We start from the raw sequence: 20732 nt of genomic DNA on the forward strand, positions 1-20732 counted from the left end.
CCTGCAACAACGTCAATGCTCACCGAAGGACCTTGTACGAAGCATGGGAGACTCGTAACGGTCCTTGTGGATTTCTTGAATCCGCAGGTCGGCTCAGAGGCGTACGGAGGTCAGTTGGCGGCGGAGTTCGGTGTGCTCGGTGTGGTGGAGGCTCGGATCGGCGGCCGGTCCGCTGATCTGGGGCATGCCCGGCAGCGGTGTGTGCTCGGTGTTCTGCTCGTCGAGGCGGGCCGTCCGGTCTCGGTGGACCAGCTGATCGACCGGGTCTGGGGCGAGCATCCGCCGCAGCGGGCCGCGGGTGCGCTCTACAGCTATCTGTCGCGGCTGCGCAGCGCCGTCGCCGACGAGAGCGACATCAAGATCCTGCGGGAGCCGGGTGGTTACCTGCTGACAGTGGATCCGCAGGCCGTGGACCTGCACCGGTTCCGGGGGCTGATGACGCTGGCGCGCTCGGCCGAGTCGGACGCCTCGGCCGCCGACCTGATCGAGCGGGCGCTGGGCCTGTGGCGCGGTGAGCCGTTCGCCGGGCTGGACACGCCGTGGCTGGACGCGACCCGGCGCACGCTGCTGAGTGAGCGGTTCGCCGCCGAGCTGGACGGCAACGACGTGCTGCTGCGGCTGGGCCGGCACGGTGAGCTGCTGCCGGCGCTGTCCGCCGCCGTCGCCGAGCACCCTTTCGACGAGCGGCTGGCCGGGCAGGCGATGCTCGCGCTGTACCGGTGCGGGCGGCAGGCCGACGCCGACGAGCAGTACCGGCGGATCCGCCGTAGCCTCGCCGAGGAGCTGGGCAGCGACCCGGGAGCCCCGCTGCGGCGGCTGCACGAGCAGATCCTCGCCGCCGATCCCACCCTGGTCGTGGCTGCGCCTCTAAAGCTTGCCAACGAAGCAAACCCTCCCACCCAGCTCCCGGCCGATGTCCGCGCCTTCACCGGGCGTACCGAAGAATTGGCCTCGTTGGACCGCGTGCTGGCGCCGGCAGGCGGCGATGAACCACCGCTGACCGTGGCGTTGTTGTCCGGCACCGCCGGCGTCGGCAAATCAGCCCTGGCCGTGCGGTGGGCGCGCCGCGTCCGGGAAGCGTTCCCGGACGGGCAGCTCTATGTGAACCTGCGCGGCTACGACGCGGAACAGCCGGTCGCGGTCGCGGACGCGCTCGCCGGATTTCTCACGGCTTTAGGGGTACGCGGACCGGAGATCCCACCCGGCGTCGACGAACGTGCCGGACGCTACCGCTCGGAGCTGACCGGCCGGCGGATGCTGGTGCTGCTGGACAACGCGTCCTCGGTGGAGCAGGTCCGGCCGCTGCTGCCCGGTACCGGCTCGTGTCTGGTTCTGATCACCAGTCGTGACTCGCTGCCCGGCATGGTGGCGGTGCACGGCGCCGAGCGGGTCAACCTCGATCTGCTCCCGGTGCCGGATGCGATCGGGCTGCTGCGCAAGCTGATCGGCGCCCGGGTGGACCAGGAACCGGCCGCCGCCGCCGAACTCGCGGCGGCATGCGCGCGGCTGCCCCTCGCCCTGCGGATCGCCGCTGAGCTGGCCGCCGAGCGCTCCGATGTGCCGCTGGCCGAGCTGGTCGCCGAACTCGGTGACCACCAGGGCCGGCTCGACCTGCTGGACGCCGGTGGTGACCCGCGTGCCGAGGTCAGGGCGGTGTTCTCCTGGTCGTACCAGAACCTGCCGGACGGCGCGGCGCGGGCGTTCCGGCTGCTCGGGCTGCACCCGGGTGAGAGCGCGCACGTCGACGCGGTGGCGGCGCTGACCGGCACGGCCGTGGGGGAGACCCGGCGGCTGCTGAGCGTGCTGACCCGGGCCAGCCTGGTGCAGGCCGGGCGCGGCGGGCGGTACCTGATGCACGACCTGCTGCGGGCGTACGCCGCCGAGCTGGCCACCGCGCACGACGCCGAGCCGGAGCGGCGGGCCGCGCTGACCCGGCTGTTCGACCATTATCTGGACGGCGCGAAGGCGGCGCTGTCCTCATCGTTGTCCGATAATGGTCGTGCCTGGATCGAGGCGGAACGGCCCAACCTCGCGGCGGTCTGTGCGCACGGCGCTGCACACGGCTGGTACCAGCACACCATCGCCCTGGCCGACACCCTGTTCGGGTACCTCGACGCGGGCGGACCGGCCGCCGAAGCGGTGGCCGTCACGGCGTCCGCGGTCTCCGCGGCCCGGTCCGCCGGTGACCGGCAGGCGCAGGCGCGGGCGCTGTCCCACCTGGGCCGGCTGCATCGGCGGCAGGGCCGGCTGCCGGAGGCCGTCGCGACGTACCGGCAGGCCCTGACCCTGTACGCGGACCTCGGCGACGCCGATCTTGGTGATCCCGCGGCCGAAGCCCTGGTACTGCGCAACCTGGGCAGCGTCGACTGGCGGCTGGGCGATTACCGGCAGGCCGCCGACCACTACCGGCGGGCCTGGACGCTGTTCGAGCGCCTCGGTGACCACGCCGGCCAGGCCGACGCGCTGGTCCGGCTCGGGCTGGTCGACGCCCGGCTCGGCGAGGAGAAAGAGGCGGCGCAGCGCTTCGAGTCCGCCCTGGACCTGTACGCCGGCCTCGGCGACCGGTTCAGCGAGGCGTACGTGCTGTCGCTGCTGGCCCGGCTGCCACATCGCCCGGCGTCGCTGGATCGGGCCGCCGGGGACCTCGAACGGAGTCTCGCCGCGGTCCGGCGTACCGGGGACCGGACCGCTGAGGCGTACGTCCTCTCCGATCTGGCCGCGATCGACGCCCGGCAGGGTCGCCTCGCCGAGGCCGCCGCCCACCTGCGTCGCGCGCTCGTGCTGCTGCGCCGGATCGGTGACCGGGCCAGCGAGGCCGAGGCGCTCAACGACCTCGGCCAGGTGCTGCGGGCAGCCGGGGACGAGGCCGAGGCGGGCGTTCAGCACTCTCAGGCGCTGGCCCTGGCGGAGGAGATCGGCGATCGGTACGAGCAGGCGCGCGCCCATGAAGGCCTGGGAACCGGCCAGGCCGGGCGCATTTTCGCCGGCTTGAGGGTGCCGACACCGCCTAGCTCCTCATGACACCGTCGACCCACAGCACGGTGACCGGCCGGCCGCAGGCCCGGGCATACCCGACCACGTCGGCCGTCCCGCCCAGCCCGCGCGCCGGCAGCCCGTCCCACACGGCGAATAGATGGTCACACCGGTCCACAAGCGCTTTCCCGGCGGCCAGATAAGCCGCCTCGCCCGGCCGATCGAACGGCAACGTGACCACCGAAGCCGCGGCCCGGACGAACTCGTCCAGCCGGGCCCGGCTGCCGTCCGACGCCAGCGAACCGGCGTAACCCGCACACGGCAGGACCGCTTCGAGGACCCCGCCGGCCGCCAGCACGTGCTCGGCGAACAGCTGGTCGGCGCCGTCGGCGAGGCTGGACACCCCGAGCAGGCCGGCGCCGGTCGGCAGCACCCGCCGCCAGTGCTCCACCGCGCGTTCGGCGATGCCCGGTGGGAGCATCCGGTGACCGGTGACGCCGAACCGGCGGACGGTCAGCACGTTGCCTGGTACGGCAGCTCGGGGACGTACCGGGCCCATTCGCCGGCGTCGAGCCCGCGGCCGCTGACCGCGCAGGCGTTCGCCACCGGGTCGGCGGCGAGGTCCCGCGGCACCGTGGCGTCCCAGAGCGTGACGTTCCTGCTGGAGGCGTACGTGCTGCTGGCCGCCAGGGTGCGCCCGTCCGGGCTGAGCGCCGTGTTGAAGCTCTGCATCTCGGGGCTCTTGAACGTGGTGTACCGCACCGGGCTGTCCGGGTTGGTGATGTCCCACAGGACCACGAAGTTGTCCATTCCCGAGGTGACCAGGGTGTGCCCGTCCGGGCTGAAGGTGGCGCCGTACGCGTACCCGCTGTGCCCGGCCAGAACGGCGATCTTGCGAGGCTGGGCCGGGTCGGCGACGTCCCACAGCATGGCCGATCCGCTCTCCGTGGTGGCGGCCGCCATGGTGCGCCCGTCCGGGCTGAACTCCAGCGAGTTCGCGTGGTACCCACCGTAGTTGGCGAGCGGGATCGAGGTGAGCCGTACCGGGTTGGCGCGATCGGTCATGTCCCACATCGACACGTTGTATCCCTCCCCGACGGCCATGACCCGCCCGTCGGGGGAGAACCCGATGGACTGCAGCCAGTCGCGCAGGGTCAGCTGGGTGAGCCGGTCCGGTGCCGTGCGGTCGGTCAGGTCCCACACCGACGTCCTGCCGTTGGAATGGCCGACGATCAGGGTGTGCCCGTCCGGGCTGAACGTCATGCCCCACACCTCCGTACCCGGATCGGGGAATGTGGACAGCACCGCGGGCTCAGCCGGCCGGGCCATGTCCAGAAGCGTCACCACGTTGTCCACGCCGACGACGGCCAGGGTACGGCCGTCCTCGCTCAGCGTCATTTGAACGATCTTGCCGGTGTGCAGTTTCAGGCCGTCCTTGCGGACCGGAGCGGCGGGGTCGGTCAGGTCCCAGGAAACCCCGATCCCGTCGCGGCCGGCGGCGAGCAGCGAGCGGTTGTCCGCACCGAACGCGATCCCGACGACCCGTCCGGGGAACGGGCCGGGCATCGCGGCGATCGGCTTCTTGTCGTACCGGCCGTTGCTGTACCAGATCGTCCCGGTCTGCCGGTATCCGGCGGTGGTCAGCGTCCGCCCGTCCGGGCTGAAGGCCATCGCCCGGACCGGCCCGCCGCGGGCGGTCGGTGTGGCGATCCGTGCCATCAGGCTGGGGTACTGGTTGTTGTTCTCGTAACCCCACACCTCGGTACGCCCGTCCGAGTCCCCGATCGCCATCAGGGTCCCGTCCGGGCTGAACTCCATGGTGTTGAGCAGCGCGTCACCCTTCGACGTGAGCTGCGACGTGCCCTGCCGCGGCTTGGCCGGGTCGGTCAGATCCCAGAGGTACAGGTAACCGCTCGGCCCCTGTACCGCCACCACCGGCTGCTTCGGGTGATATGTGATCGTGGCGTCGAGCACCGGATCGCCCCAGCCCGGCGTGATCGTGACGCCCTTCACCGGCATTGTCAGGTCGCTGATGTTCCACACCAGGACCGTGGCCCCGCTGGTCACCGCAGTCTTCCCGTCCGGTCCAAATTCCAGAGGGTACGCGCCGGCCAGCGTCGAAAGTATTGCCGGAGCAGCGCCGGAAACGTCCCACAGCACGGTGTTCTTGGCGCTGTTGCTTATCGCGACGGTCTTTCCGTCCGGGCTGAACGTCACGGTCACGATCCCGGCGGCGTCCGGGATCGTGGTGGTCCGCACCGGCCGGGCCGGGTCCGCGACGTTCCACAGCACCGCCTCCGGCCCTCCGTCGTAAACAGCGAGCGTCCTGCCGTCCCGGCTGGCCGCGAGAGACTTGTCGGCAGTTCCGCCGGCCGGCAGCCGGCTGATCCGGACCGGCTTCTCCGGGTCGGTGGTGTTCCACAGCGACACCGTCCCGCCGGCCCCGGAGGTGGCGATCACCCGCGCGCCGACAGCCACCACGCCGATGACGTCGCTGATGGAGCTGGCGTAATCCGTCGCCATCGCGAGGTGGCTGAGCTGCTGGCGGGTCAGCGCGTCGTCATGGATCCGCTGCGCGGCCACACCCAGCATCAGACCCTTCTTCGGGTCGTCGACGATCATGGCGCGGGCCCGGTCCATCAGCCGCTGGTTGATCACGATGCGTTGCTGCAGCTCGGCGGCTTCCCGCTGGCGGCGGGCCTCCTCGGCCGCCTGGCGGGCCAGCTGCTCCTGACGCCGCCGCTCCAGCTCGGCCTTCTCCGCCTGAGCGCGATGCCAGGCGGCGAGCTTCTCCTGCTCCTTGGCCCGGGCGGTGGCCTGGTCCGCCAATGCTTGCTGCTGTTTGGCGTACGCCATCTGTTGCTCCGCGACGGCTTTCTGCCGTTCCGCGTTGGCCTTCTGGCGCTCGGCCTCCTCGGTGGCGTCCTGCGCCAGCTCCTTCTGCTCCTCGGCCTCGGCCCTCTGCCGCTCGGCAAGCGCTTGCTCGCGGGCCGCGTCGGCCTTGTACCGCTCGGCGTGCTTTTGCTCCTGCGCCGCGTCGGCCCGGTATCGCGCGGCGTTGGCCTGCTCCCGCTTCGCCTCCGCGGCGGCGTCCTCGGCGAGCGCCTGCTCCCGCTTCACCTGGGTCGCGGCGTTCTCCGCCAGGATCTGCTGCTGTTTCGCCTCGGCCGACGCGGTCTCGGCAAGTGCCTGCTTCTGCTCGGCCAGCTGCTCCTGCCGCCGGGTCTCGGCGCCGGCCTGCAGAGCCCGGCCCTCCTGAACCCGGGCGTTCTCCTGCTGCCGCTGCGACTCCTCGGTGGCCCGCTCGGCCGTGCTGCGCTGCTCCGACGCGAGCTGCTGCTGCACCAGGGCGTTCGCCGCGGCGGTCTCGGCCCGATCCGCGTTACGCACCGCGAAGACACCGGTCAGCGACGCGACAAGGGTCAGCAGCACCAGCATCGCGACCGCCACCGCGGACAGCCGCCGCGCCCGCCGGTGCTGCCGGACGTCCTCACCCTCCAGCTCGTCCTTGCTCACCCCGTGCATCGGCGCGGCGAGCTGCGCAATCGCGTCCCGGAACCGGATGTGCTGCAGGCTCAGATGCAGGTCGTCGCGAGCCCACCGCAGGTCCAGATAGAGGGGCTCCTCGGCGAACACCCCGCGCAGCGCCGCCGGCACCGACGTGGAATTGTCGGTGAAGTCCTTGGCGGCGGGATCCCAGCACCATTCACCGTCGGTCACCACCGGCAGGATGCGGTCCGGCGATTTGGTCGCCAGCCAATGCTCGATCTCCCGGTTCACCCACTGTGAGTTCGCCGCCTCGGGCGAGGCGAGCAGCACGAAGTGCTTCGAGCCGTCCAAGGCCTCCTGAATGGACGTCCACAGCTTCGGCGTCACCGCCAGCCCGGTCTGATCCCGGAAGATCCACAGCGCCCGCCGCTGATGCCAGGGTTTCGCCAGCCGATGCAGTCCGCGCTGCACAGCGGGTGCCAGCCGCCCATCAGCGGCATGACTGTAGGAGATGAAACCATCGAACGGCATGACTGTCCCCGTGGTCGGCTTGATCGGCGAGGGCCGATTCTCCATGCCGCTGACCCACAGGTAAAGCGAACGGGCAGATCCCATCTGGCGTGGACATAGGACGATATGGTTTGATCTACGAAGGCCGGGCATTCTCCCCCGTGGATGCCCGGCCCTCATCTTCCGCGCCTCACGGCGCGATCTTCACCAGCCAGGAGCGTCCCACTTGGGTACGCGCAAATCACCCGGCCCGTGAACGTCGACGTCCCCGTTCCCGTTCCCGTGGATGATCACGACCCCGGTGTCCGGGTCGCCGATGATCAGCGGCTGGTTGTCGTGATGCCGGTTCCCGTGCGGGTCGTCGTGCTGGTGTTTCGGCCAGTCCTGCTTGTCACTGCCGTGGCCGTCGCCGTGGCTGTTGCCATCGTGGTTGCCCTGGTCGTGGTTGCCCTGGTTGTCACTGCCATGTGGGTTGCCGGTGGGCTCGTCATCCGAGGGCGCCGGGCTGCTGTGGGCCGGTTCTGTCCAGGTCGGACTGGGGTGCTGGCTCGGCGTAGGCGGGCAGGTGGGTGTGCTGGAAGCGGAAGCCGGCGCGCTGGTGGGGGAGACGCTGGGGGTCGTGCTGACGGTAGGTGTCGGCTCGCTGCTTGGTGTGCTTGGTGTGCTTGGTGTGCTCGGTGTGCTTGGTGTGCTCGGTGTATTTAGGGCGCTTGTCGGGCTTGACGCACTTGTCGACGGCGCCGGCCGGTAGCCGCCGGGACTGCCGGTGACCGGCCTGCCCCGGGAGTCGAGAATCCGGAGCACGTCGGCGTCAGGATTGCCCCCGGGCGTCTTGCTGGCGACAGGATCGGGTACGTCGCCGCGAGCAACGGACGGCGGCAACAGCGACGTGATGACGGCGACCCCGGCGATGGCGACGAATCGGCGCATCCGGAGACCTCCTTGATCGGGAAGGACGGAACACCCCGAGGCTATCCCCATATCGGACAAAGCGGTCAAAAGTCAGTCTGTTATCACCCGTAGTCATCGACGAAACTGATGGTGCTGATGCCGTCCACAGTGCTTCCATAGCCGGATGGACGTGCTCCTCGACGCTGTCGACCGCGCGCTGGAGAGCCTGCGCCGCCGCTGGCCGGGAGTCCTGTTCGCCCTCGGGCTCACCGTGTGGATCCTGGCCACCGCGGCGGCGGTGACAGTGACCGTCATGAGCGGCAGCCCCGCAATCGGCGTATCCATGGTCGTACTACCGGCCGCCCTGCTGATCATCGTGACGATACGAGGCCTGGACGGCCTGCCCTGGCCGATCTGGCCCTTGGGCGTGGCGTTCACGGTGCTGCTGGCCGGCCTGCTCTCCCCGTTGGCCCAGCGATTCCACGACCCGTTCGATTGGCTCGTACCGATCCTGGTCTTCATCTACGCCCAAATCTTCCTGGGCACGCTCACCGCGGCCGACGAGCTGAAACGCCGCCGCTCCGCCCAGGACACCGAGATGAGCCCCATCGGCGAGCGCCGCATCCTCCAGGTGAAACTCCTGGTGGCGACGCTCGTGGTGCTCGGATCAGCCCAGGTAGCGGTAGGCCTCGACGGCGACCCGGACGCCTACCGCCCCGGCAACTCGGTAGGCGAGTCAACCTTCGAAGGCGGCATCTCCTGCCTCTCCGTACCGATGCTGGTCGGTGTCTGGTGGCGCCGCCGAGGCCTGGCTTGGTACGCCATAGCCGTCCTGCCCACCCTCTTCGCCCTGAGCCTGATCCCCCGAACCCCCGAAGCCCGCTGGGAAGCCCTCCTCTCCCAAGGCTGGATCGTCATAGCCGCAACGTGGCAATGGGGCAAGGCAACCAGAGCCCCGTCCTGGCCCCACCAACCCAACCACCCCCAGCAGCCCCAGCAATGGCAGCCCCAGCCCTGGCAGCCCCAGCCCTGGCAGCCCCAGCCCTGGCAGCCCCAGCCCTGGCAGCAGAACAACACTCCTGCCCAGGGCTACCCGCCCCCGCCACCAGCCCAGTTCCCGCCGCCGTCACCGGGCCAGTACCCACCGCAGCACCCGCAGCCCGGACCGTGGCAGCACCGCCCACCCGACCAAAGCAGCCGGTAACAACCCACCCGCAGAACCCCAGGCCAAGCCCGGCTCGCGCTCACGGTCGCGATTCCGGCGTCCGCACGGCCACAAGCGCAAGCCGGCCCTGACCAAGCGTTTGCCGGCTGTCGCTCACGGCTGCCGGCTGTCACGTATGGCGACCGTGGCGTACAGCCGGCCTGGCCCAACCCGAGCCAACCCAACCCGACCCGACCCGACCCGGCCCAAATGCGGCCCGGCTCCACCCGGCCCGGCCGAAATGTGGTCCGGCTCCACCCGGCCCGGCCGAAATGCGGCCGTGAGCGTGAGCCGGCCGTGTGTTGGCGGGGTGGAGGTCGGCCCTACATCGCCCTGGGGTGTCTAGGCTTTGAGGTATGAGCACCCTTGCCGGCCGTACCATCGCGGCCTTGCGCAGTGAGCACGACACCCTCGCGGGCCTTGTTCCCGCACTCTCCGCCGACCAGCTGACCGGGCCGTCGGGCGCCTCGGCGTGGACGGTTGCCGACGTCCTCTCGCACCTGGGCAGCGGCGCCGAGATCACGCTGGCCGGTTTCCGGGCGGCGGTGGGTGAGGCGGAGGCGCCAGGCCCCGACTTCAACCAGGGCGTGTGGGACCGCTGGAACGCCCTCGACCCGCAGGACCAGGCGACTGGCGAGGTTGCGTCGGACCAGGCGCTGGTCACTGCCCTCGAAGCCGTACCCGAGGACCGCCACGAGGAACTGCGAGTACGGACGTTCCTGCCCGACCCGGTGCCGTTCGCGCTGTTCGCCGCCCTGCGGCTGAGCGAGGTCTCCCAGCACAGCTGGGACGTCCGCGTCGGCCTCGACCCGTCCGCGACCCTCGCCGACGACTCCACCGAGCTCCTCGCCGAGCACCTGAGCGGCGGTCTCGGCTTCCTGCTCGGCTTCATCGGCAAGCCGAAGGCGATCACCGAGCCCGCGGTGATCGAGATCAGCGGCACGCCGTACAGCATCGTCGTCGACGACTCGGTTCGCCTCACCACCGAGTCGCTGCCCGCGACGGCGACCTTCAACGGGCCGCTGGAGTCCGCGTTGCGGCTGCTCTACGGCCGCTTGAACCCGGAGTACACCCCCGACGACCTCACGGTCACCGGCAACGTCACCCTCGACGAGCTGCGCGCCACCTTCCCCGGCTTCTAAACGGCTCGCGACAAGCAGCGCGCGACAAGCGACGCGCGACGAAAACGCGCGACGAAAAACGCGCGACGGATGGCCCGGCCGCGGCACTCGCCGTGGCCGGGGCCGAAGCACGAGTAAACCGTTCATCACCGTTGTCGATTGAGGTGGCACATTGCTCGTCAGAACGTTCCGGCAGCTGCTGAGGGGACGGCCGAAGTCCCCGCCTCTGCCCGCCTCTGCCGAGGATCTGACGATCAGCAAGATCGACGACGGGGTATGGCACTTCTCCCCGATCGACCCCGAGGACGTCGTCGAGCTCGAGTTCGAGAATCGCGGAAAACGCTTCCTGCTCGTGCTCGAGCCGGGCGAGCTGCCCGTGTTCGACCAGGTACTCGATGGCATCAAGGACTCCGCAGCGCCCATCAACCTGGTTGCCGAGTTCGAGAGGCGTCTCGGGCGGAACCCGTTCGTGGAAGTCCCGCCGCCCTGGTACCGCCGGTTCACGGCGACCCGGCCGCACCGAGCGATGCGACCGGGTCCGTGACCACGTTCTAAGCGGGCAGCACCCACTTCTGGTTGGCCCCGCCGTGGCAGTCCCAGATGTGGATCTGCTGGCCGTCGGCGGAGCTGTTCTGGCTCACGTCGAGGCAGCGCCCCGACTGCGGATTCCGGATCGATCCATCGGCCTGCGGCGCCCAGTTCTGCGCCCCGGTTCCGTTACATGTCCAGAGCTGTGCCTTGGTCCCGTTGGCCGTTGCCCCGCCGGCCACGTCGAGGCATTTGCCCAGCGCCCGCAACGTGTTGCCCTGCCGCGTCCAGCTCTGCGCGCCACTGCCGTTGCACGTCCACAGCTGGATCTTCGTGCCGTCGGCGGTGGCCGCACCGGAGACATCCAGGCACTTACCGGCCAAACCCTTGATCGCACCCGAAGATGCCGAAGAAAGCTCCTTTATTCGAACATTGCGGAACGCGGCCTGATCCCCGTCACCGTGGTTCTGGATGCCGATGTGCCCAGCGAGCGACCGCACCGGATCCGCATTCAGGAAATCATTTATCTGTACGCCGTTGAGGAAAACCCGCAGCCGCTCACCTTCGACGAGAAGCTCATAGGTGTTCCACGCCCCCGGCGGGTTCAGTGCCGCGTCCCGGGCCGCCAGATCCGCCGACTTGAACGTGTACACCGCCCCGGTCGTCCGATCAGCCACGTCGGTGGCGTCGATCTGCACCTCGTACCCGTTGCTGACCGCCGACCACGGATCGCTCGACGGCGGGAATCCGATGAAGACGCCGGTGTTGTCGTCGCCGGCGAGCCGCCAGTCCAGCTTGAGCGAGTAACTGGTGAACTGCTTCGCGCTGTACCAGTAGAGGCCCATCCCGCCGGTCGACGTGAGCGTCGCGTCGGTGTTGGTGAACGCGCCAGGCCCGGCCTGTGACCAGCCGGCCGTCGAGCCGTTGAAGAGCGGGGCGTACCCGGTCTCCGGCCGGCAGTCCGCTTTGGCCTGGCCGGCCGCGTACCGAATCCCGCCGAGCAGATGCGCGCGGAACGCGCCGTCGGTGTACGACGCAACGGTGTGCCCGCCACCGGTGTAGAAGGACCGGCCACCCTGGTACGGCTTGCACCACGAGTGCGGGTGATCAGCGCCCATCGTCCCGCCGGAGTACGACGACTCGTCCAGGGTCGCCAGCACGTGAGCGGTGGACCGGGCGTTGGTGCGGTAGTCGTACCACTCGTCGGTGCGGTTCCAGACCTGGGGCAGGTGGGCGGTGGCGGCGTGCGCCCGGTCCTCGACCTTGACGCTGGCGGCCTGGATGGCCGGGTGCGAGGCGAACCAGGCGCCGACCAGTTCGCCGTAGAACGGCCAGTCGTACTCGGTGTCGGCAGCGGCGTGCACCCCGACGTAACCGCGACCGGATTTGATCCAGGTCTCGAACGCGGTCTGCTGCGCCGCGTTGAGCACGTCACCGGTGGTGTTCAGAAAGACCACTGCTTCGAAACTGGACAAGGCCGTGAACACGGCAGGGTCCTCGGTGGCCGTCACCGTGAAGCCGTTCGCAGCGCCCAGCTCGCGGATCGCCTGGGTTCCGGCCGCGATGGAGTCGTGCCGGAAACCGGCCGTCCGGGAGAAGACCAGCACGTCATAGGGGGTGTCGGCATGCGCCGCAGTGGGCACGCCGAGCATCGAAGCGATCACCGCTAGAAGAAGCACGACTCGTTTCACGGAAGCACCCACTTCTGGTTGGCTCCGGTTCCGCAGTCCCAGATGTGAATCTGCTGACCGTCGGCGGAGTTGTTCTGGCTGACATCGAGGCAGCGCCCGGACTGCGGGTTGCGGATCGTGCCGTCGGCCTGCGGCGCCCAGTTCTGCGCCCCGGAGCCGTTGCAGGTCCAGAGCTGGACTTTCGTGCCGTTCACCAGCGCCCCGCCGGCCACGTCGAGACACTTGCCGAGGGCACGGAACGTCTGTCCCTGCCGGGCCCAGTGCTGCGCGGCGGTGCCGTTGCAGGTGTAGAGCTGGATCTTGGTGCCGTCAGCGGACAGAGCCCCGTTGACGTCCAGGCACTTGTTCGCCAAACCTTTGACCGGTCCGGCGGCCGGACCGTTCAGGGTGAAGGCGTCCACGTCGTACAGCGCGCCGGTGGCCGCACCGGCGAAGGTCAGGTACAGCGTGGTGGTCCCGGACGGTGCGCCGCTCACCGCGCCGGTGACGTTCGTGAACGTCTCCCAGCCGCCGGTCACCGGCACGGTGGCCGAGCCGAGCACCGTCCCGGTCGGCGAACCGGCCCTGATCTGCAGCGTTCCACCGACCCCGGCGGACGAGACCCGGGCGGTGAAGGACGTGACCCCACCCAGTTGGTACGGCTCGAAAGCGATCCAGTCGCCATTGTTGATGTCCCCGACGGTCTTACCGCCCTCGGCCGGCGTCTTGGTGAACGTGTTGACCCCGGACGAGGTCTTGAAGTGCTCGGCCTGTCGATGCCGGGGCTGCAGGATGTGCTGCTGGTGGGTGGTGAGCCCGGCCGCGTCGGTGTACTCGGCGTCGAAGACCGCGAAGATGTTCGCCGCCTCGTCGTGCTCGCCGTCGACCGGGATGGTGATGACGCCGGTGCAGCCGTTCGCCGAGGTGATCTGGTGGCCGTGGCTGTCGTGGCCGAGTACGTACGTCATCTTGGCCCGGGCGCAGTTGATCGTGCCATCCTCGGGATCACTCGGGGTGAAGGTGAACGGGATGGTGTCGCCGTAGGAGAAGAGCTGCCCGTTGCCCGGTGTGCCGATGCCGATGGCCGGCGCGGTGTTGCCGACACCGATCTGCACACTGGCCGTGCCGGTCGCGCCCTGCGGGTCGGTCACGGTCAGCGTCACGTTGTAGGTGCCGTTGGCGGTGTACGTCTTTGCAGGATTCGCCGAGGTGGAAGTGCTGCCGTCGCCGAAGTTCCAGGAGTACGTCAGTGCGCCACCCTCCGGGTCGGAGGAGCCGGCCGAGGAGAACGTGACGGTGAGCGGCGCCTGCCCGGTGGTGGGAGTCCCCGCGGCGACGGCGGTCGGCGCGCGGTTGCCGCCGCCCACGTAGTCGTACCGGTAGAGCGCGGAGTTGGCGTCGCCGTTGAAGTAGCCGGTGCCGTAATCCAGCACGTAGAGCGCGCCGTCCGGACCGAACGCCATGTCCATCACCTGTTTGCCGGCCCACGGGAAGTCGGAGATCGCGCCGACCGAGCCGTCGGCGCCGACGTGGATCGGCTTGATCCAGCCCCGGCCCAGCTCACCGGCGAAGAAGTGCCCGTCCAGCGACTGCGGGAACTTCGTCGCCGAAGCCGACGAAGCGTCGTAGCGGTAGACCGGCCCGGCCATCGGCGACTCGGATCCGCCACCGAACTCGGGCGGGCTGCCGGCGTCTCCGGCGTACCGAATCCAGGCGGAACGCGCCGGCGGCAGGGTGGTCTGGCCGGTGTTGCGGAACGAGTTGTTCGTCGGTCCGCCCGCGCAGTTGTACTTCGCCCCCGTCGTCCCGGTGCTGAAGTTCCACTCGTTGTACGTCTCGGTGCTGGTGTTCGTCCCGGTGCAGTACGGCCATCCGTAGTTGCCCGCGCTGGTGATCCGGTTGAACTCGACCTGCCCGCTGGGCCCGCGGTTCGCATCGGTGGATCCCGCGTCCGGCCCGTAGTCACCGAGGTAGACAACGCCGGTGGTCTTGTCGACGCTCATCCGGAACGGGTTACGGAAGCCCATCGCGTAGATCTCCGGGCGGGTGTTCGCGGTGCCCGATGCGAAGAGGTTGCCGCTCGGGATCGAGTACGTCCCGTTCGCGTTCACCTTGATTCGCAGCACCTTGCCGCGCAGGTCGTTGGTGTTGCCGGCGGTGCGCTGCGCGTCGTACGCGGGGTTGCGGTTCGTCCGCTCGTCCAGCGGCGAATATCCGGCCGAGTCGAACGGGTTGCTGTCGTCACCGGTCGACAGATAGAGGTTGCCGGCGGCGTCGAAGTCGATGTCCCCGCCGACGTGGCAGCAGATGCCCCGGGTGGCCGGCACGTCGAGGACGGTCACCGCACTGCCCGTGTTCAGCGTCCAGTCGGCGTTCAGCGTGTACCGCGCGAGCCGGTTCACCCCGTTCCACGCGGAGAAATCCGTCCCGGTGGCGGGCGCGTCACCGGCCGGCGTGGTGAGCGGCGGCGCGTAATAGAGGTAGATCTGCCGGTTGGTCGCGAAGCCCGGGTCCACCCCGACGCCCTGCAGACCCTCCTCGTCGTGGGTGTAGACCGGCAGCGTGCCGATCACGGTGGTGGCGCCCGCGGCGTCGGTACGCCGCAGCGTCCCGTTCCGGGCGGTGTGCAGCACCGATCGGTCCGGCAGCACCGCGATCGCCATCGGCTCGCCCACCTCGGCGACGCCTTTGGCGAGGGTGACCTGCTGAAAATCGGCCGGATCGACCGGGTGAGCAAGAGCCGGCCGGGGCGCGGCCAGGATCAGCGATGGGACGAGGAGAAGCGACCCGAGGACGGAGAAACCGCGTTTCAGGGGCATGGGCAGGTCCACTTTCTTTCCAGGTGGATGCCAAGGGGCGGGACCTGCGCCGACTCGCCGAGCCCTGGCCGGGGGAGCGGGACCGAGGGAGGGTCCCGCTGGGTTACCACCGTGTTACACGGCACCCCCGACGTTAATGACTTTCGATGCCCGAGTCCATACTTTCATCGATAGCGACAAAAGTTTCAGTCCTGATGGATGCCCTCCGCGGCGGGCCGGCGGTGGCGGTGGCGGCTAGGGGTGCCGTCAGGTCGATAGTGCGAATTGAGTCCCACACCCGTTGCGGGTGTAGCCACACCCGCAACGGGTGTGGCTGCGAAAGCGAATATCACCTGGACCGCGTCACTCGGAGTGATGCGATGCGAGCGTGTTCGCTCCACCGACGACTCATCGGACGAGCGTCAGCTCTGATCGGCGCGGCCCTATGCGGTGGCGCAGCGGTTGCGGCCGCTGTGTTTGGCCTGGTAGAGAAGCTTGTCGGCGGCGGCGAGGATGCTGCTGCGGGTGCTGTCCGGGGCTGCCTCGGTGGCGCCGATGCTGACCGTGACGGGCAGGTCGCCGGTCAGCGGCTGCCACGGGTGGTTCTGGACGGACTGGCGGAAGCGTTCCAGGTGCGGCGCCGCTGCCTCGGCGTCGCAGCCGGTCAGCACGAGCAGGAACTCCTCGCCGCCGAGCCGGGCCGCGAAACTGCTGCCGGGGTCCGGCCAGGTGCGGGCCGCGTCGGTGATCAGCTCGGCGAGGGCGACCAGGACGCGGTCGCCGATCTCGTGCGAGCAGACGTCGTTGACCCGCTTGAAGTGGTCGAGGTCGACAAGTGCGACGACAAGCGGTGCGGACGCGGCCAGCAGGGCGGGCAGGTGCTCGTCGATGAAGCGCCGGTTGCGCAGCCCGGTCAGCGGGTCGCGGCGGGCCTGTTCGCGGAAACGTTCGGCCTGGTCACGTGCCTCGGCTGTCTCGAAGACGGCGTGCCGTGCCCGGGCTTGCGCGTCCCGCTGCTGTGAGTGGAGCAGCCGTTCCGCCGCGTGGAACCGCTTGTAGACGACGAAGGCCTGGCCGGTGTCGCCGCACGCCGCGTACAGCTCGGCCTGCTCCTGCAGGACCCGGGCCTCGACGCCGGCGAGGGCCCGTTCCTGGCAGAGCACGGTGCAGCGGTCCAGGCTCACCTGCGCCGCGCCGGTGTCGCCCAGGTGCCGCTGGGCGATCGCGAGCGTCAGCAGGAACTCGGCCAGGCCGTCCGCGTCGTCCAGGCCCGAGCTTTCGTACGCCTCGACGTTGCCCCGTGCGATCGTCTCCGCCTCGGCGAAACGCCCCCGGGAGATCTGGATCATCGCCATGGTGTCGAGGGCGTCCAGGGACAGCTGTTCGCCGGTCGCCTGGGTCACCGTGCGCAGCCGCTGGATGGCGACCCAGGCACGTTCGCCGTCGCCGGCCAGGTGTTCGGCGTACGCCAGGTTGTTCAGCACGACCAGGCGCAGCTCGACGTCGTTGCTGCTGACGGCGACCTGTTCGGCCTGTTCGTACCGGGTGCGGGCCGCCTCGATCGAGCCGTCGGTGGCGAGGACGTCGGCCAGCCGCAGCAGAATGGCGCCCTGTGCCCGCGGTGACGCGTCGTCGTCGAGCGCCTCGACGGCCCGCACGGCGTGTTCCAGACCGGCGGCGACGTCGCCGAGATTGTCGTGAACGATGGAGAGCTGCTGATGGCTGCGGGCCAGGAGCGGCCGGTGCTGCGTCTGGTGCGCCCACGCGTTGACCGTCGTGCAGATGGCGGCCGCGGTGGCCAGGTCGCCGGGAAGAACACCGAGCCAAGCATTCCGGGCAGCGGGAGTAATCCATTACGGATGAGGCCGGCCGAGGCGTGCCGGGGTGTACTCGGATGACCTGCCATGGAAGGGGCATTCACATGTTCGACGACAACGGGTCGTTCCTGCTGGCGATCTTCGAGTTCTTCATCTTCTGTGCCTGGTTCATGGGCCTCTTCTGGATCTTCGGGGACCTGTTCCGCAGCAAGGATCTCGGCGGTTTCGGCAAGACGGTGTGGAGCATCTTCCTGATCGTCCTGCCGCTGCTCGGCATGCTGGTCTACCTGATCGCGCGGGGCAACGGGATGAACGAGCGCGCCCTGGCCTCGGCGGCCGATCTGCAGGGCCGGCAGGAGGCCTACATCCGGTCGGTCTCGGCCTCGGGCGGCGGCGGGCGCAGCGCCACCGAGGAGATCGCGTCGGCCAAGTCGCTGCTCGACTCCGGCGCGATCACCGAGGCCGAGTTCGAGCGGCTGAAGGCCGAGGCGCTGGGCGGCAGCAGAGCCACCTCGGCGGTCGCGTAGCCCGGGGATGGCCCGCAGCGTCGCGGGCCATCCCCGGAAAGACCTACCGGATTTCGTACGCGCGGATCACCGTCTGGGTCACCGTGCTGCCCGCCTCGTTCACCACTGTGGCCCGCAGGGATACGAAGCCGGGCTTGGACGGGTGGTGGACCACGGCTGTCCACCTCGACCCGATGCGGGCGACAGGGGCCGCCGACCAGGTGGTGCCGTCGTTGTAGGAGGCCTCTACGCGTACCCTCTGCGGAGCTCCCGCACCCGCTTGCTGGGTGAACGTCAGAGGGATCGCGACGGAGTCGCGGACCCGGGCGGTGTTGCCGAGGTCGAGGCGGGGTGCGAAGCCGACCGCGGTGAGCGGCAGCGCGGTGGCGGTCGCGACGGGCGCCGAGTCGAATTCCCAGACCGTGTGCATCGTCGCCGACACCCGCGACGCCGCCGGGGAGACCGTGTAGTCGAGCCGGTACCGGTGCTTCTCCGGGGCGAGGGGGATCCCCTGGTAGGGCCCCTCCCGTGACTCGACCAGCTCGCCGTCGCGGTAGAGCCGGACCTGGTAGTCCTCGACGGCGGCGTCGACGTAACCGAGGTGCCCGGCCGAGTCGGCGTAACCGGTCAGGCGCAGGAGCAGCTCGTCGTCCCGGCGTTCAACTGTCGGATATTCCGGGAAATACGGGGTCAGTGGTACGCCGAGGACGCTGCCGTTCCACCGCTCGGAAACGCCGGCACGGCCGTTGAACTCAGCGAGCCGCACCCCGTCCAGCACCTCGGTCACCGTGGATTCCCAGGTCAGGTTGCCGGCGTAGTGCTCGGCGCGCCGGGCCGGCAACGACAGCTCGGGCAGTTCCGCACCGGCCGGGTACGGGAAACCGGCGATCACCGGATAGTTGGCCCGCCGCACCACGGCACCCGGGGTGTTCAGCGCGTATCCAGCGGGCACCGTCGTGAGATCCCGGGACCGGACGTGCCGGGTGACGCCGGTGCCGTACCTGCCGGTCCAGCTCCAGCCCAGCTGATAGGTGCCCGATTTACCGGCGAACAGCGCCCCGGCGTGCGTGATCAGACCCGGCAGCGCGGTCCGGGACAGATCAGCGGTGAACAGGGTTGCCGGGTCGGCGCCGTACGCGGTGGCGCTGACGGCCTGCCCGGTGCCCTCGTAACGGGTCTGCACCGCTGCCACGACCGGTTCAGCGTCCCGGGCCGGCACGGTGATGTCGACCTTCTTGGCCAGCCGCGCGTCGAGGGCCACCGCGGTGTCGTCCGCGACGGCCAGGTTCGGGTGGACGATCGAGGTGGAGGTGCCGTCCGGGCTGGGGATCATCGCGGCGACGAAGTATTCGCCCAGCGGCACCCGGATGGTCTCCTGGGCGGCGAAGCCGAAGTGGACCATCAGGCTCGACGCGCTCGCCACCATCGTCATGATGCCTTCCGGTGCGGCGCCGGAACGATCGAAAGCGGTCAGGCTGATGTCCGCGCTGGGTTCCTCGCGCATCACGCTGAACGGCGTCTGCACCGAGACCCCGTCCCCGGTGGCGACGACCCGCCCGGAGAACGCCCCGTAGGAGCTGCCGCCCTGCCGGGTGTCGACGACCATGTCGACGGTCGCCGCCGACTGAGCCGGCACGGTCACCGTCGAAGCGGTCAGTGTCAGCAGACCGGCCGGCGCGTTGCCGGTGACGGCCAGCTCCACGGTGACCGGCGCGGCGCTCGTGTTGCGGTAGGTGAGCGTCCTGGTCACCACGTCGCCGGCGTCGTGCGGATAGGCCCGGAACCCGAAGCTGACCGTCGCCGGCAACGCGCTGACCGGCGCGGACAGCGCGTGTGGCACGTCGACCAGGCCGGCGCCCTGTGCGAACTCGTCGAATCCGTCCTGCGGCCGGGCGCTGCCGACCAGCGCCGACTTGAGCTGCGCCGCGCCCAGCGACGGCTGTGCCTGGGCGAGCAGCGCGGCGGCCCCGGCCACGTGCGGGGCCGCCATCGACGTACCCGAGTGCGCGACGTATCCGCCACCATTGCGAGCAGCGGTGATGTCACTGCCCGGCGCGGTGATCTCCGGTTTGACGGCGTAGTCACCGAGGCGGGGACCCTGGCTGGAATACCCGTCGACCACCTTCTCCTTGGTGACCGCGCCGACCGCCAAAGCCGCATCGGCGGTGGCGGGGGAGCCGACCGACTGCGGCAACCCGTCGTTGCCGGCCGCGATCACGAACAGCGTGTCGTACGCCGCGGTCAGCTCGTCGACTGCTGCTTCCAGAGGGTCGACGCCGGGGGAGTCGGGCGAGCCGAGACTCATGTTGACCACGTCCGCGCCCTGCTCGGCGGCCCACTGCATGCCGGCCAGGATGGCCGATTCTGGACACGCGCCCTGGCCGAACCAGTCGAAGCAGACCTTGCCGTCGAGCAGCGCCGCGCCGGGCGCCATGCCCCGATAGCGGCCGTCCGAGCCGGCGCCGCTGCCGCCGACGATCGAGGCGACGTGCGTGCCGTGCCCGTTCACGTCGGCGTCACCCTCCCACTCGGGCACGAAATTCTTCCGCGCGGCGACGCGTCCGGCCAGGTCAGGGTGGGTGTCGTCGACGCCGGAGTCGAGCACCGCCACTGTCACTCCGGACCCGTCGAAGCCCTGTTGCCACGCCGCCGGTGCGCCGGTGAGGCCGACGCTGGTGTCGAGCGCCGGTTTGCGTACCCCGTCCAGCCAGATCTTGCCGGTGGTCTTTTTGATCGTCGCCCAGCGCGCGGCGAGTTCGTCGACCGCCACCTCACCGGCGAGTCCGTCCACCGCCGGCAGCGCGCGCGTCGCGGCCAGCCCGGCGGCCCGCGCCGCGTCCGACACGATCAGCGGCAGCTCCGCACGCCTGTCGAAATTGCCGTCCAGCAGGGTGGTGACGTCAAAAAGCCGCTGGTCGAGAAGGTCTTCCTGGAGCAGATCAAGAGCATCCGAGGGTACGACGTAACGATGCCCGGCCGCGTCGAACTGCGCCACCTGGACGCCGGGCCGGGGCGTCACGGTGATCCGGCCGCCGGACACGGTGACCCGGTCGCCGGTGATCAGCGTGAGGCTGCGGGCCAGCCGGTCCTCCGGCGGGCTGCCCACCGATGGAGCGGCTGAGGCTGAGATGGGTGCGACGGCTATCAGGGCGGCCGCCGTCAGCAGGACCGCGGCGCGCGCGGTCCAGGGGCGTCGGTGCATGGGATCTCCAGGTCAACGCGGAG

At 70.0% G+C, this 20732-nt stretch carries 12 protein-coding genes; 5 read left to right on the forward strand and 7 right to left on the reverse strand.

Annotation, left to right across the window (positions count from 1 at the left end; translation table 11 throughout):
* Positions 1-114: 114 nt before the first annotated feature.
* On the forward strand, positions 115-3021 hold the full coding sequence (locus ACQP2E_RS13120) for a BTAD domain-containing putative transcriptional regulator (protein WP_433831297.1): 2907 nt from the start codon (positions 115-117) through the stop codon (positions 3019-3021).
* Here ACQP2E_RS13120 and ACQP2E_RS13125 read toward each other — a convergent pair.
* The 3 genes from ACQP2E_RS13125 to ACQP2E_RS13135 form a co-directional block, all read right to left on the reverse strand.
* Positions 3008-3493, reverse strand: coding sequence for a hypothetical protein (locus ACQP2E_RS13125; protein ID WP_433831299.1), 486 nt, complete (start codon positions 3491-3493; stop codon positions 3008-3010). The two genes, ACQP2E_RS13120 and ACQP2E_RS13125, sit on opposite strands and share 14 nt — an antisense overlap.
* Positions 3487-6993: a TIR domain-containing protein gene (locus ACQP2E_RS13130; RefSeq protein WP_433831301.1), complete on the reverse strand. Its 3507-nt coding sequence runs from the start codon at positions 6991-6993 to the stop codon at positions 3487-3489. Before ACQP2E_RS13130 ends, ACQP2E_RS13125 begins: the two co-directional genes overlap by 7 nt.
* Positions 6994-7176: 183 nt before the next feature.
* The gene (locus ACQP2E_RS13135) at positions 7177-7902 is read right to left on the reverse strand and encodes a hypothetical protein (protein ID WP_433831303.1); all 726 of its coding nucleotides are present in this window, start codon (positions 7900-7902) and stop codon (positions 7177-7179) included.
* 145 nt (positions 7903-8047) lie between these two features.
* Between ACQP2E_RS13135 and ACQP2E_RS13140 the strand changes: the two genes are divergently transcribed.
* From ACQP2E_RS13140 to ACQP2E_RS13150, 3 genes are all read left to right on the forward strand, one after another.
* On the forward strand, positions 8048-9067 hold the full coding sequence (locus ACQP2E_RS13140) for a hypothetical protein (RefSeq protein ID WP_433831305.1): 1020 nt from the start codon (positions 8048-8050) through the stop codon (positions 9065-9067).
* Between the two features lie 356 nt (positions 9068-9423).
* Positions 9424-10209 (forward strand): maleylpyruvate isomerase family mycothiol-dependent enzyme, encoded by a 786-nt coding sequence (locus tag ACQP2E_RS13145; protein WP_433831307.1) that lies wholly within the window; start codon positions 9424-9426, stop codon positions 10207-10209.
* Between the two features lie 151 nt (positions 10210-10360).
* Positions 10361-10732 (forward strand): hypothetical protein, encoded by a 372-nt coding sequence (locus tag ACQP2E_RS13150; RefSeq protein ID WP_433831309.1) that lies wholly within the window; start codon positions 10361-10363, stop codon positions 10730-10732.
* Between the two features lie 7 nt (positions 10733-10739).
* Here ACQP2E_RS13150 and ACQP2E_RS13155 read toward each other — a convergent pair whose 3' ends face one another.
* The 3 genes from ACQP2E_RS13155 to ACQP2E_RS13165 form a co-directional block, all read right to left on the reverse strand.
* Positions 10740-12368: a ThuA domain-containing protein gene (locus ACQP2E_RS13155; RefSeq protein ID WP_433833912.1), complete on the reverse strand. Its 1629-nt coding sequence runs from the start codon at positions 12366-12368 to the stop codon at positions 10740-10742.
* A 35-nt stretch (positions 12369-12403) separates the two neighbouring features.
* Complete coding sequence (locus tag ACQP2E_RS13160; protein ID WP_433831311.1) at positions 12404-15205, reverse strand: PQQ-dependent sugar dehydrogenase; 2802 nt, start codon at positions 15203-15205, stop codon at positions 12404-12406.
* A gap of 422 nt (positions 15206-15627) precedes the next feature.
* The gene (locus tag ACQP2E_RS13165; protein ID WP_433831314.1) at positions 15628-16842 is read right to left on the reverse strand and encodes a diguanylate cyclase domain-containing protein; all 1215 of its coding nucleotides are present in this window, start codon (positions 16840-16842) and stop codon (positions 15628-15630) included.
* Between the two features lie 263 nt (positions 16843-17105).
* On the opposite strand from ACQP2E_RS13165, the gene ACQP2E_RS13170 reads away from it, so the two are divergent.
* On the forward strand, positions 17106-17528 hold the full coding sequence (locus ACQP2E_RS13170) for an SHOCT domain-containing protein (RefSeq protein WP_433831316.1): 423 nt from the start codon (positions 17106-17108) through the stop codon (positions 17526-17528).
* 43 nt (positions 17529-17571) lie between these two features.
* Here ACQP2E_RS13170 and ACQP2E_RS13175 read toward each other — a convergent pair whose 3' ends face one another.
* Complete coding sequence (locus tag ACQP2E_RS13175) at positions 17572-20709, reverse strand: S8 family serine peptidase (RefSeq protein ID WP_433831318.1); 3138 nt, start codon at positions 20707-20709, stop codon at positions 17572-17574.
* Positions 20710-20732: the final 23 nt, after the last annotated feature.

The sequence above is a fragment of the Actinoplanes sp. CA-015351 genome (assembly GCF_050955685.1).
In the GTDB taxonomy this organism is placed as follows: Bacteria; Actinomycetota; Actinomycetes; order Mycobacteriales; family Micromonosporaceae; genus Actinoplanes.